This is a genomic window from Xenorhabdus kozodoii, assembly GCF_002632875.1.
Classification (GTDB): Bacteria; Pseudomonadota; Gammaproteobacteria; order Enterobacterales; family Enterobacteriaceae; genus Xenorhabdus; species Xenorhabdus kozodoii.
On the sequence record NZ_NJCX01000002.1, the window covers coordinates 157,796 to 170,631 of the forward strand.

At 47.1% G+C, this 12,836-nt stretch carries 11 protein-coding genes and 2 tRNA genes; all 13 read left to right on the forward strand.

Annotation, left to right across the window (positions count from 1 at the left end):
* The first annotated feature begins 121 nt into the window (after window positions 1-121).
* The 13 genes from rlmE (at window position 122) to rpsO (ending at window position 12,814) form a co-directional block, all read left to right on the forward strand.
* Entirely contained in the window at window positions 122-751 is a 630-nt protein-coding gene (gene rlmE / locus Xkoz_RS02260) for a 23S rRNA (uridine(2552)-2'-O)-methyltransferase RlmE (RefSeq protein WP_099140554.1), read from the forward strand.
* Between the two features lie 48 nt (window positions 752-799).
* Window positions 800-2,719, forward strand: coding sequence for an ATP-dependent zinc metalloprotease FtsH (gene ftsH, locus Xkoz_RS02265; RefSeq protein ID WP_099140555.1), 1,920 nt, complete (start codon window positions 800-802; stop codon window positions 2,717-2,719).
* Between the two features lie 66 nt (window positions 2,720-2,785).
* Window positions 2,786-3,640: a dihydropteroate synthase gene (gene folP / locus Xkoz_RS02270; RefSeq protein WP_099140556.1), complete on the forward strand. Its 855-nt coding sequence runs from the start codon at window positions 2,786-2,788 to the stop codon at window positions 3,638-3,640.
* 136 nt (window positions 3,641-3,776) lie between these two features.
* Window positions 3,777-5,114, forward strand: coding sequence for a phosphoglucosamine mutase (gene glmM, locus Xkoz_RS02275; protein ID WP_099140557.1), 1,338 nt, complete (start codon window positions 3,777-3,779; stop codon window positions 5,112-5,114).
* A gap of 179 nt (window positions 5,115-5,293) precedes the next feature.
* Window positions 5,294-5,632, forward strand: coding sequence for a preprotein translocase subunit SecG (gene secG, locus Xkoz_RS02280; RefSeq protein ID WP_099140558.1), 339 nt, complete (start codon window positions 5,294-5,296; stop codon window positions 5,630-5,632).
* Between the two features lie 75 nt (window positions 5,633-5,707).
* Window positions 5,708-5,797, forward strand: a tRNA-Leu gene (locus Xkoz_RS02285).
* Window positions 5,798-5,855: 58 nt separating this feature from the next.
* A tRNA-Met gene (locus tag Xkoz_RS02290) sits at window positions 5,856-5,932 on the forward strand.
* Between the two features lie 225 nt (window positions 5,933-6,157).
* A complete protein-coding gene (rimP, locus tag Xkoz_RS02295; RefSeq protein ID WP_141554392.1) occupies window positions 6,158-6,610 on the forward strand; it encodes a ribosome maturation factor RimP in 453 nt (150 codons plus the stop codon).
* Between the two features lie 21 nt (window positions 6,611-6,631).
* Complete coding sequence (nusA, locus tag Xkoz_RS02300; RefSeq protein WP_099140560.1) at window positions 6,632-8,140, forward strand: transcription termination factor NusA; 1,509 nt, start codon at window positions 6,632-6,634, stop codon at window positions 8,138-8,140.
* 25 nt (window positions 8,141-8,165) lie between these two features.
* Window positions 8,166-10,937, forward strand: a complete 2,772-nt coding sequence (infB, locus tag Xkoz_RS02305; RefSeq protein ID WP_099140561.1) for a translation initiation factor IF-2 — start codon at window positions 8,166-8,168, stop codon at window positions 10,935-10,937.
* A 74-nt stretch (window positions 10,938-11,011) separates the two neighbouring features.
* Complete coding sequence (rbfA, locus tag Xkoz_RS02310) at window positions 11,012-11,422, forward strand: 30S ribosome-binding factor RbfA (protein WP_099140562.1); 411 nt, start codon at window positions 11,012-11,014, stop codon at window positions 11,420-11,422.
* Window positions 11,422-12,369, forward strand: a complete 948-nt coding sequence (truB, locus tag Xkoz_RS02315) for a tRNA pseudouridine(55) synthase TruB (RefSeq protein ID WP_099140563.1) — start codon at window positions 11,422-11,424, stop codon at window positions 12,367-12,369. Before rbfA ends, truB begins: the two co-directional genes overlap by 1 nt.
* Window positions 12,370-12,544: 175 nt before the next feature.
* Complete coding sequence (gene rpsO / locus Xkoz_RS02320; RefSeq protein ID WP_099140564.1) at window positions 12,545-12,814, forward strand: 30S ribosomal protein S15; 270 nt, start codon at window positions 12,545-12,547, stop codon at window positions 12,812-12,814.
* Window positions 12,815-12,836: the final 22 nt, after the last annotated feature.

A 12,836-nucleotide genomic window follows, 5' to 3' on the forward strand; every position in this document is an offset into this window, starting at 1 on the left:
AGTTGGGATTGAAAACGACATATTCTACCGCCATCTCATAGCTATCACCATAAAAGTATGGTGTAGTTGGAAAAGAGAGTGCAAAAATTAAGGCGCCTTATTAGTAAAGTTGGAAAGAACAATGGCCAATAAAAAACGCTCAGCAAGCTCAAGTCGCTGGTTACAAGAACATTTTAGTGATAAATATGTTCTCCAGGCGCAGAAAAAAGGGCTTCGCTCTCGCGCTTGGTTTAAACTTGATGAGATACAGCAAAGCGACAAAATCTTTAAACCGGGCATGACCGTTGTTGATTTAGGCGCTGCTCCAGGTGGGTGGTCTCAATACGTAGTGAGTCAGATTGGTAATAACGGGCGAGTCATTGCCTGCGATCTTTTGCCAATGGATCCGATAGTTGGCGTCGATTTCCTGCAAGGAGATTTTCGTGACGAACTTGTGTTGAAAACATTACTTGAGAGAGTGGGTGATAATAAAGTCCAGGTCGTCATGTCGGATATGGCTCCTAATATGAGTGGAACCCCCGCGGTCGATATTCCCCGATCCATGTATCTGATTGAGCTAGCGTTGGATATGTGTCGTGATGTGCTGGCCCCTGGGGGGAGTTTTATTGTCAAAGTGTTTCAGGGAGAGGGCTTTGATGAATACCTGAGGGAAATACGCTCCCTTTTTGCGAAGGTAAAAATTCGTAAACCAGAAGCTTCGCGGGCACGATCACGTGAAGTATACATTGTAGCGACAGGGCGGAAAGTATAGTACCCTGACTACTATTTGTTAACACAGTTGTAATATGAGGTTAATCCCTTGAGTGACATGGCGAAAAACCTGATTCTCTGGTTAGTCATCGCAGTTGTCTTGATGTTATTGTTCCAGAGTTTCGGTCCCGGCGACTCCAGTGGCCGTAGGGTTGATTACTCTAATTTCATCAATGAAATATCGCAGAATCAAGTAAACGAAGTACGTATTTCGGGTCGTGACATTGATTTTACTAAGAAGGACAACGGTGGAAAATACAGCACTTATATGCCAATTCAGGATGAAAAGTTGCTGGATACCCTACTCAACAAGCAGGTAAGAGTTATCGGTGAACCACCGGAACAACAAGGCCTGTTGGCGACCCTCTTTATTTCATGGTTCCCAATGTTACTGCTCATTGGCGTCTGGATCTTCTTTATGCGCCAAATGCAAGGCGGTGGCGGTAAAGGGGCGATGTCTTTTGGTAAAAGCAAAGCCCGTATGTTGACGGAAGATCAGATCAAAACTACCTTTGCCGATGTTGCCGGTTGTGACGAAGCAAAAGAAGAAGTGGGCGAATTGGTTGAGTATCTGCGTGAGCCTGGCCGTTTCCAAAAACTGGGTGGCAAGATCCCGAAAGGCATCTTGATGGTTGGCCCTCCAGGTACGGGGAAAACGCTGCTGGCGAAAGCGATCGCGGGTGAAGCAAAAGTCCCTTTCTTTACCATCTCAGGTTCTGATTTTGTTGAAATGTTTGTTGGTGTTGGTGCCTCCCGTGTTCGTGATATGTTCGAACAGGCGAAAAAAGCTGCGCCGTGCATTATCTTTATCGACGAAATTGATGCAGTAGGTCGTCAGCGTGGCGCAGGCCTGGGTGGCGGACATGACGAACGTGAACAGACACTAAACCAGATGCTGGTTGAGATGGATGGCTTTGAAGGTAACGAAGGCATCATTGTTATCGCAGCGACTAACCGTCCTGATGTCCTGGACCCAGCCCTGTTACGTCCTGGTCGTTTTGACCGCCAGGTTGTTGTTGGCCTGCCGGATGTTCGTGGCCGTGAGCAAATCCTGAAAGTTCATATGCGTCGCATCCCTCTGGATACGGATATTGATGCATCGATCATTGCTCGTGGTACACCCGGTTTCTCTGGCGCAGATTTGGCTAACCTTGTGAATGAAGCAGCTCTGTTTGCCGCTCGCAGTAACAAGCGCGTTGTTTCTATGGTTGAGTTCGAAAAAGCCAAAGATAAGATCATGATGGGCGCCGAGCGCCGTTCAATGGTGATGACGGAGGAACAAAAAGAAGCCACGGCATACCATGAAGCCGGACATGCCATTATTGGCCGCTTGGTTCCAGAACACGATCCTGTGCATAAAGTGACGATTATTCCACGTGGTCGGGCGTTGGGTGTGACGTTCTTCTTACCAGAAGGCGATCAGATCAGTGCAAGCCGTCAGAAATTGGAAAGCCAGATTTCAACCTTATACGGTGGCCGATTAGCGGAAGAGATTATCTATGGCGTAGATAATGTTTCTACGGGTGCGTCCAATGATATTAAGGTGGCGACATCGATTGCGCGCAACATGGTGACACAGTGGGGCTTCTCAGAAAAACTGGGGCCATTGCTGTATGCGGAAGAAGAAGGCGAAGTTTTCCTCGGTCGTTCGGTTGCCAAGGCAAAACATATGTCTGAAGACACCGCGCGTTTGATCGATCACGAAGTGAAGGCTATTGTCGATCGTAACTATTTACGTGCTCGTCAGATTCTGATGGATAATCTGGATATTCTTCATTCTATGAAAGATGCATTGATGAAGTATGAAACGATTGATGCGCCTCAGATTGATGATCTGATGAACCGTACAACCGTACGTTCACCGGCAGGTTGGGAAGGTGACAAGAATGGTGGTAATGGCAATCACCGCCATAACACCCCTTCTCCACAGCAAACTTCCAATCCTGCGGATGGTAATCCAACCGCATAACGTGGTTAAAAATCTTATAGTAAACCCCAGGCTTGTCCTGGGGTTTTGACATTAAGGCACCGAGCAATGAAACTGACAGCCAGAGGCAGAGTCCTCGATCTTTCCTGCCCACAAGTGATGGGAATTCTGAACGTGACCCCTGATTCCTTTTCTGATGGTGGAACCCATAATACCTTTGATTCAGCATTGGAACATGCGGTTAAGATGATCAAAGAAGGAGCCGCCATTATTGATGTGGGAGGAGAATCGACTCGCCCTGGCGCGAATGCGGTCAGTGAACAAGAAGAACTGGAGCGTGTTATTCCGGTGATTGAGGCGCTGGCACAGCGCTTTGATACCTGGATCTCCGTAGATACCTCAAAAGCTGCGGTTATGCGGGAAGCCGCCAAGGCGGGAGCGCATATGATCAATGACGTCCGTGCGTTGCAGGAACCTGGAGCACTGGATGCGGCCGCCCAAAGTGGGTTGCCGATCTGCCTGATGCATATGCAGGGGCAGCCTCGCACCATGCAAACAGAACCTCACTACGAAAATATCATATCGGAAGTCAAAACCTTTCTGATACAGCAAATGGAACGCTGTGTTGCGGCGGGCATCGCAAAAAACAACTTGATCTTTGATCCGGGTTTCGGTTTTGGTAAGAACTTATCGCATAATTATCAGTTATTGGCTGACTTGCAGGAATTCCATCATTTGGGGTTGCCTATTTTGGCGGGAATGTCACGCAAGTCCATGATTGGTCAATTACTTGATGTACCACCACAGGAGCGTGTGACCGGAAGTGTTGCTTGTGCTGTGATTGCCGCCATGAAAGGTGCCCGGATTATTCGTGTACATGATGTCAAAGAAACTGTTCAGGCAATGCAAATTGTACATGCAACACTGTCAGCCAGCTATCCCTGTAGGGAATACGGTATCTGAAAAAGTATATTTTCTTAAAATACATGTTGGTAAAATATGTAGCTTGTAAAATGCACAGTCTGTTTTGTAAAGAACATGATGTCAGCAAAAAAGCGCTGAGAGCAGAAAATTCGTTCAGCAAAGGAAAAAGAAATTTATGAGTAACCGTAAATATTTTGGTACTGACGGTATCCGTGGCAAAGTGGGTAATACCCCAATTACCCCTGACTTTGTATTAAAACTGGGTTGGGCTGCGGGAAAAGTGCTGGCGCGTCATGGTTCTCGCAAAATTATCATTGGTAAAGATACCCGGATCTCAGGCTATATGTTGGAATCTGCTCTGGAAGCTGGATTGGCCGCCGCGGGGTTATCGGCATCCTTTACCGGCCCGATGCCAACACCTGCCGTAGCCTATCTGACACGTACTTTTCGTGCAGAAGCGGGCATTGTCATTTCCGCTTCCCACAACCCTTATTATGATAACGGCATTAAATTCTTCTCCATCGATGGGACTAAATTACCGGATGATGTTGAAGAGGCGATTGAAGCCGAAATGGAAAAAACGCTGACCTGCGTGGAATCGGCTGAGCTGGGGCGGGCGAATCGGATTGTTGATGCCGCGGGACGTTACATTGAATTTTGTAAAGGCACATTTCCCAGCGAGCAGAGTTTAAATGGGTTGAAAATTGTTTTGGATTGCGCCAATGGTGCGACCTACCATATCGCCCCAAATGTTCTCAGGGAGTTGGGCGCGGAAGTGATTACCCTTGGTTGTGAGCCTAATGGCATCAATATCAATGAAGAGTGTGGGGCAACAGACGTTCGTCTATTGCAACAGCGCGTGTTGGAAGAACAAGCCCACGTTGGCCTGGCATTTGATGGTGACGGTGACCGTATCATTATGGTCGATCATCTGGGGCAAAAAGTGGATGGCGACCAGATCCTGTATATCATTGCCCGTGAAGCGTTGAGACAAGGCCAGCTACGTGGTGGTGCCGTAGGTACACTGATGAGCAATATGGGGCTGGAGTTGGCACTGAAACAGCTTGGTATCCCCTTTGCACGTGCGAAAGTCGGCGACCGTTATGTGCTGGAGAAATTGCAAGAAAAAGGCTGGCGTCTGGGTGCAGAAAATTCAGGCCATGTGATTTTGCTGGACAAGACCACAACAGGAGATGGCATTGTGGCTGGATTGCAAGTCTTGAGTGCCATGGTTCGCAATAATATGAGCTTGCATGACTTGTGCAGCGGCATGAAACTTCTGCCCCAAATTTTGGTTAACGTTCGCTTTGCGGGGAATATCGATCCCCTGCAATCAGAATCCGTGCTTGAAACGGTAAAATCAGTCGAGGCTGAATTGGATGGTCGCGGTCGTGTGTTGCTGCGTAAATCAGGTACAGAGCCATTGATTCGCGTCATGGTGGAAGGCGAGGATGAAGAACAAGTCACGACATTGGCGCATCGTATCGCTGATGCAGTGAAAAAAATCGGTTGATTTGTTGATTTTTTACTCGTTCAGCGCCAAGATTTAAAATTAGTCTTGCGTGTCTGATACGCTTTGGTTAGTATTCACACCCGCTCAATAAGTTAATTTTTCTAATTTTGTGGGCGGGTGATGCAATATAACGTCGCTATGAAATTGTGGTAAACCCCACGAGGAAACGGGTACAACATATGTATGAAGCTCTTTTAGGTATATTCTTGCTGGTTGGCATCGGGCTAATTGCTCTGGTTCTGCTACAGCAGGGTAAAGGTGCTGATATGGGTGCTTCTTTCGGTGCGGGCGCATCAAACACTCTGTTTGGTTCATCAGGTTCCAGTAACTTTATGACCCGCATGACGGCTGTTTTTGCCACACTGTTCATCGTTATCAGTTTGATTCTTGGTAACATGACCAGCAATAAGACGGGTTCCAGCAGTAAATGGGATAACCTTGTCGATCCTGTTAAAGTTGAAAAACAGACAGAAGTTCCGGCAACACCAGTAAAACCAAACAGTGATATCCCACAGTAACAGAATTAAAATAGGGTTGTTAGTTTTAACGATGAGTTTAGATAATCATTAAAATAACAGCGCTATAAAATCAGTGCCGAGGTGGTGAAATTGGTATACACGCTACCTTGAGGTGGTAGTGCCTAAACAACGGGCGTACGGGTTCAAGTCCCGTCCTCGGCACCATTAATCTAGAAACTTGCGTTTTTAGTATTATCAGCGTAAGATTTGCCACGTTTTCGAACGCGGGATGGAGCAGCATGGTAGCTCGTCGGGCTCATAACCCGAAGGTCGTCGGTTCAAATCCGGCTCCCGCAACCACTTCTTAACAACCTGTACCTTTTCAACAGTCATCATTCAGCAGCCATTGAGATATCGAACCTCACTTGACAGGTTGCTTTGAAAGGTAACAGAAAGAAGTTGGTTGAGACCGCTGGCAGTAAATAGGGTCCAGTTGCATGAAGCCCCGAGTGTCGGGGTTTTTTGTTATTTGACAGCAGAACTACTGGGCTAATATAGCCCTTTTTTTATGTCTTGGGGGTGGGCTTGTCCACATTAGAACAAAAGTTAACAGAGATAATTTCAGCACCAGTTGAAGCCTTGGGGTTTGAATTAGTTGGCCTGGAGTTTATTCGCGCTCGTGTATCAACGCTGCGAGTCTATATCGATAGTGAGGAGGGTATCACTGTTGATAATTGTGCTGATGTTAGCCACCAGGTCAGTGCAGTGCTTGATGTTGAAGATCCAGTTCCAGGGCTTTATAACCTGGAGATATCTTCACCAGGGCTTGAACGTCCACTGTTTAAGGCTGAACATTACCAGCGTTTTATCGGTGAAGAAGTCAGTTTGGTTTTACGCATGGCAATGCAGAACCGTCGCAAATGGCAAGGTATCATCAAGGTCGTTGATGGTGAAATGATTACGGTTACGGTGGACGGAAAAGACGAAGTGTTCGCACTGAGCAACATCCAGAAAGCGAATCTGGTACCCCACTTTTAAAGTTCGGATGAGGCAACTAGGATGAATAAAGAAATTCTGGCTGTTGTGGAAGCGGTTTCTAATGAAAAATCACTCCCTCGCGAAAAAATCTTCGAAGCATTAGAGATTGCACTGGCGACAGCCACCAAGAAAAAGTATGAACAAGAGATCGATGTCCGCGTCTGCATCGATCGTAAATCGGGTGATTTTGAGACCTTCCGCCGCTGGTTAGTTGTGAATGAAGTGACTCAGCCAACGCGCGAAATCACACTGGAAGCTGCACAATTTGACAGCCCAGAGGTTGATCTGGGTGGTTATATTGAAGATCAAATTGAGTCAGTGACGTTTGACCGCATTACAACCCAGACGGCAAAACAGGTTATCGTACAGAAAGTACGTGAAGCTGAGCGTGCGATGGTTGTTGATCAATTTCGTGAACAGCAGGGCGAAATTGTGACCGGTCAGGTCAAAAAAGTGAACCGTGAAAATATTACCTTGGATTTGGGTAATAACGCTGAAGCGGTTATCTTACGTGAAGACATGTTGCCACGGGAAAACTTCCGTCCAGGTGACCGCGTGCGCGGTGTTCTGTATGATGTTCGTCCTGAAGCACGTGGTGCACAGCTTTTCATCACTCGTTCTCGTCCAGAGATGTTGGTTGAATTATTCCGCATCGAAGTGCCTGAAATTGGTGAAGAGATTATTGAAATCAAAGCTGCTGCTCGTGATCCAGGTTCCCGTGCAAAGATCGCAGTGAAAACCAACGACAAGCGTATTGATCCTGTTGGCGCTTGTGTCGGTATGCGTGGTGCAAGGGTACAGGCTGTTTCCAGTGAGCTGGGCGGTGAAAGAATTGACATCGTGCTGTGGGACGATAACCCTGCGCAGTTTGTCATTAATGCAATGGCTCCGGCGGATGTTGCATCTATCGTGGTTGATGAGGACAACTGCACCATGGATGTTGCCGTAGAAAACAGTAATCTTGCTCAGGCGATTGGACGTAATGGTCAAAATGTTCGTCTGGCAGCACAACTGTTGAAAAAACATCGTGGTGATGACAAGTGGGAACTCAATGTCATGACTGCGGAAGAGCTACAAGCAAAACATCAGGCAGAAGCACACGCTTCTATTGATACATTTACTAAGCATCTCGGCATTGATGAAGATTTCGCCACTGTATTGGTCGAGGAAGGTTTCTCTACACTAGAAGAATTGGCTTATGTGCCAATCAATGAACTTCTGGCAGTAGAGGGTCTTGATGAAGAAACAGTTGAAACTCTTCGTGAACGCGCTAAAGCGGCCTTGACAACGCTGGAACTGGCTCAGAAAGAGAGTCTTGGTGATCAGCAACCTGCAGAAGATTTATTGAATCTGCCTGGCATGGAGCGTACTTTGGCGTTTAACCTGGCTGCCCGTGGCATCTGTACTCTGGAAGATCTTGCCGAACAGGGTATCGACGACTTATCTGATATCGAAGGACTGAATGATGAGAAAGCAGGTGAACTCATTATGGCAGCCCGTAATATCTGTTGGTTTGGCGATGATGCATAAATAAACTGTAGCAGGAAGGAACAGAATGACAGAGGTAACCGTAAAAATACTGGCAGAAGAGATCCAGACTTCGGTAGAACGTCTAATCCAGCAATTTGCTGATGCTGGCATTCAGAAAACCGCAACTGACTCTGTTTCCCAGAAAGAAAAAGAAGCTTTGCTGGCCCATCTTAACCGTGAACAAGGCGGTTCTGGCGGTCAGCCAGGTAAATTGACACTACAGCGTAAAACGCGCAGTACACTGAACGTTCCTGGCACCGGTGGCAAAAGTAAATCGGTAGCGATTGAAGTCCGCAAAAAACGCACATATGTAAACCGCGATGCCATTGAACAGGCTAAAGCAGAAGAGCAGACGAAGCGTGATGCGGAAGAACTGGCTCGGCGCGAGGCAGAAGAGAAGGCGCGGCTTGAGGCTGAAGCGAAAAAACTCGCCGAGGAGCAAGCTAAGCGTGTAGCTGAAGAAAAGGCGAAACGTGAAGCTAAAGAGAGCGCTCGACGTGAAGCAGAAGAAAAAGCCAAACGTGAAGAGGCTAAACTGCCTCAGCGTGAGGCGGCGGAAAAAGAAAAAGTGACCAAGCAACATACCGAAAACAAACCAAAATCAGTTCAGACTGACTCTGCCGCGCAAAGTGAAAAGGCGCGTCGTGAAGCGGAAGCTGCAAATTTAAAACGTAAAGCTGAAGAAGAAATGCGCCGTAAGGTGGAAGCAGAAGCTAAGCGTGTTGCAGAAGAAGCGCGTCGAATGGCAGAAGAAAATCAAGAGAAATGGTCTGAAACTCCTGAGAGTAGCACTGAAAATAGCGACTACCACATAACCACTTCCCGCTATGCTCGTGATGCGGAAGATGAAAATGACGCCAAAGTAGAAGGTGAACGCCGTACCCGCTCCCGTGGCGGCAAATCCCGCCAGAAGAAGAATAACAAACATTCTGAATCGAAAGCTGATCGCGAAGAAGCACGTGCAGTGGGTCGTACCAAAGGCAAACAACGTAAGCCTAGCACTTTACAGCAGAGCTTCACGAAACCTGTTGCTGCGGTTAACCGTGACGTTGTGATTGGTGAGACAATTACTGTTGCTGAATTGGCTAACAAAATGGCCGTTAAAGGTGCCCAAGTCATCAAGACCATGATGAACATGGGAGCAATGGTAACGATCAACCAAGTGATCGACCAAGAAACAGCACAACTTGTTGCCGAAGAAATGGGGCATAAAGTTATCCTGCGTCGTGAAAACGAACTGGAAGAAGCGCTGATGAGCGATCGCGATACGGGTGAAACACAAGCAGAATCTCGTGCTCCAGTCGTTACGATCATGGGTCACGTTGACCACGGTAAAACCTCGCTGCTGGACTATATTCGTTCCACGAAGGTCGCTTCTGGAGAGGCGGGTGGAATTACCCAGCACATCGGTGCATACCATGTGAAAACTGAAAAAGGTATGATCACCTTCCTGGATACCCCAGGCCATGCTGCGTTTACCTCTATGCGTGCACGTGGTGCGAAAGCAACAGATATCGTTGTTCTGGTTGTCGCAGCGGATGATGGCGTGATGCCACAGACCGTAGAAGCTATTCAGCACGCTAAAGCGGCCAGCGTACCGGTCGTTGTTGCTGTGAACAAGATCGACAAGCCAGACGCTGATCCAGATCGCGTGAAGAATGAATTGTCGCAATACGGCATCATTCCAGAAGAGTGGGGCGGTGAAAACCAGTTCATCAATGTGTCTGCCAAAGCAGGTATTGGTATTGATGAATTGCTGGAAGCCATTCTGCTTCAGTCTGAAGTTCTTGAACTGAAAGCGGTACGCACGGGTATGGCGAATGGTGTGGTCATTGAATCCTTCCTGGATAAAGGCCGCGGCCCAATTGCCACTATTTTGGTGCAATCTGGTACGCTGAACAAAGGCGATATCGTTCTGTGTGGTTTCGAGTACGGCCGTATCCGTGCGATGCGTAACGAACTTGGCCGCGAAGTGACCTCGGCTGGCCCGTCAATCCCTGTGGAAATTTTGGGTCTGTCCAATGTTCCGTCTGCGGGTGATGAAGCGACCGTTGTTCGTGATGAGAAAAAAGCGCGTGAAGTGGCTTTGTATCGTCAGGGTAAATTCCGTGAAGTGAAATTGGCTCGTCAGCATAAATCTAAGCTGGAAAACATCTTCGCCAACTTAGAAGAAGGCAAAGTCTCTGAGCTGAACATTGTTCTGAAAACTGACGTTCAGGGGACATGTGAAGCAATCTGTGACTCACTGATGAAACTCTCTACTGATGAAGTGAAAGTGAAAATCATCGGTTCGGGTGTCGGTGGTATCACTGAAACAGATGCGACGCTGGCAGCGGCATCCAACGCTATTATTCTAGGCTTCAACGTTCGTGCTGATGCTTCTGCTCGTCGCATCATCGAAAACGAAAGTTTGGATCTGCGTTACTACTCCGTTATCTATAACCTGATTGACGAGATCAAACAGGCGATGAGCGGTATGCTGGCACCAGAATATAAACAGCAAATTATGGGTCTTGCCGAAGTTCGTGACGTATTTAAGTCACCGAAGTTTGGTGCCGTTGCTGGTTGTATGGTGGTAGAAGGTTCCATCAAGCGTAATAACCCGATCCGCGTACTGCGTGATAACATTGTTATTTACGAAGGTGAACTGGAATCCTTGCGTCGCTTTAAGGATGACGTTAACGAAGTCCGTAATGGTATGGAATGTGGTATTGGTGTGAAGAACTACAATGATGTTCGCGTTGGCGACATGATTGAAGTCTTTGAAGTGATTGAAATTAAACGCTCCATCGATTAATACCATGATTTATCAATAGATTCATTCCATTTTTGGGGGGCTTTATGCCCCCCAAAATGTCAGGAGATATAACAATGGCAAGAGAATTTAGTCGTACTCAGCGCGTTGCACAGGAAATGCAAAAAGAAATTGCCATCATTTTACAGCGCGAAGTCAAAGATCCCCGTATCGGAATGGCGACAGTCTCTGGTGTTGAGGTTTCCCGTGATTTGGCTTATGCCAAAGTATTTGTCACCTTTCTGAATATACTGGTGGAAAATCATGATTCAGATAGGATTAAAGAAGGTATCAAGGCATTGAACGAAGCCTCAGGTTTTATTCGTTCCCTGCTGGGTAAAGCGATGCGCCTGCGTATTATTCCTGAGCTGACCTTCTCTTATGACAGTTCTTTAGTCGAAGGGATGCGTATGTCGAACTTGGTCAGCAACGTCGTTAAAAACGATGAGAAGCGTCGTACCTCTGTGGATCATAATGAGGAAAAGTGATGGGTCGCCGTCGTAGAGGCCGTGCTGTACACGGTGTACTGCTGCTGGATAAGCCGCAGGATATTTCCTCCAATGATGCGTTACAGAAAGTAAGGCGAATTTTCAATGCCAGCAAGGCGGGTCATACGGGGGCGCTGGATCCTTTGGCAACAGGTATGTTGCCGATTTGTCTTGGTGAAGCGACCAAATTTTCCCAATTCTTGCTGGATTCTGACAAACGCTATCGTGTGATTGCCCGCTTGGGCCAGCGTACAGATACTTCGGATTCACATGGGACAATCATCAGTGAACGCGAAGTAAAAATCACCGAATCTCAGCTTAGTGCTGCATTGGAAACATTCCACGGTAATACCATGCAGGTTCCTTCCATGTACTCTGCATTGAAACACCAGGGAAAACCGTTATACGAATATGCCCGCCAGGGTATTGAAGTTGAGCGGGAAGCACGTCCTATCACTGTTTATGAATTGCAATTCATTCGCTGGGAAGGGAATGAGCTGGAATTAGAAATACACTGTTCCAAAGGAACTTACATCCGCACTATCATTGATGATTTAGGCGAACTTTTGGGTTGTGGTGCTCATGTCATTTACCTGCGTCGTTTGCAGGTTGCCAATTATCCTAATCAAAGAATGGTCACATTGGAACAGTTACATGCGTTAAAACAACAGGCCGAAGATCAAGACATTGAGGCGTGGGAATTGCTTGACTCATTGTTGCTACCGATGGATACCGCGGTTGCCCATTTTCCTGCCATCCACTTAACCTCTGTGGTGGCTTCGTACTTCAAACAAGGTCAGCCCGTGAGAAGTCAACATCATTTGGACTCAGATGAATGGGTGAGGGTTACTGAAGGCGATGAGAATAAATTCATCGGCATTGCCGTGATTGATGATGATGGATTGGTGGCTCCACGCCGTCTGGTTGTTGAAACTGAAATCGAATAATGATAACAACAGACAAGGAATTTGAAGCAGGTAAATTGAATCGGGGCACAAAATAGCGGCGATTATGCTGTCTTGCGCTTCACCTATTTGCAGCGTAGAATACCGCGTCTATATAGGAGTTGCTGAATTAGAGATCGGCACTCGTCATTTTAAATTACATATTTGGAGTTATACTATGTCTCTAAGTACTGCTGCAAAAGCGCAAATTATTGCTGAATTTGGTCGCGGCGCTAACGACAGTGGTTCCAGCGAAGTTCAGATCGCACTGCTGACTGCTGACATCAACTATCTGCAAGGTCACTTTTCCGAGCACAAAAAAGATCACCACAGCCGTCGTGGTCTGTTGAGAAAGGTTGCACAGCGTCGTAAGCTGCTGAGCTACCTGAAAGGTAAAGATTTGGCACGCTATACTGCTCTGATTGAGCGTCTGGGACTGCGTCGCTAATTGATGAGTTTCAGTGGAAAGG

Coding starts and splice junctions, on each gene's coding strand:
- rlmE (WP_099140554.1), top strand. CDS start 122: ATGGCCAATAAAAAACGCTCAGCAAGCTCAAGTCGCTGGTTACAAGAA.
- folP (WP_099140556.1), top strand. CDS start 2,786: ATGAAACTGACAGCCAGAGGCAGAGTCCTCGATCTTTCCTGCCCACAA.
- glmM (WP_099140557.1), top strand. CDS start 3,777: ATGAGTAACCGTAAATATTTTGGTACTGACGGTATCCGTGGCAAAGTG.
- secG (WP_099140558.1), top strand. CDS start 5,294: ATGTATGAAGCTCTTTTAGGTATATTCTTGCTGGTTGGCATCGGGCTA.
- nusA (WP_099140560.1), top strand. CDS start 6,632: ATGAATAAAGAAATTCTGGCTGTTGTGGAAGCGGTTTCTAATGAAAAA.
- infB (WP_099140561.1), top strand. CDS start 8,166: ATGACAGAGGTAACCGTAAAAATACTGGCAGAAGAGATCCAGACTTCG.
- rbfA (WP_099140562.1), top strand. CDS start 11,012: ATGGCAAGAGAATTTAGTCGTACTCAGCGCGTTGCACAGGAAATGCAA.
- truB (WP_099140563.1), top strand. CDS start 11,422: ATGGGTCGCCGTCGTAGAGGCCGTGCTGTACACGGTGTACTGCTGCTG.
- rpsO (WP_099140564.1), top strand. CDS start 12,545: ATGTCTCTAAGTACTGCTGCAAAAGCGCAAATTATTGCTGAATTTGGT.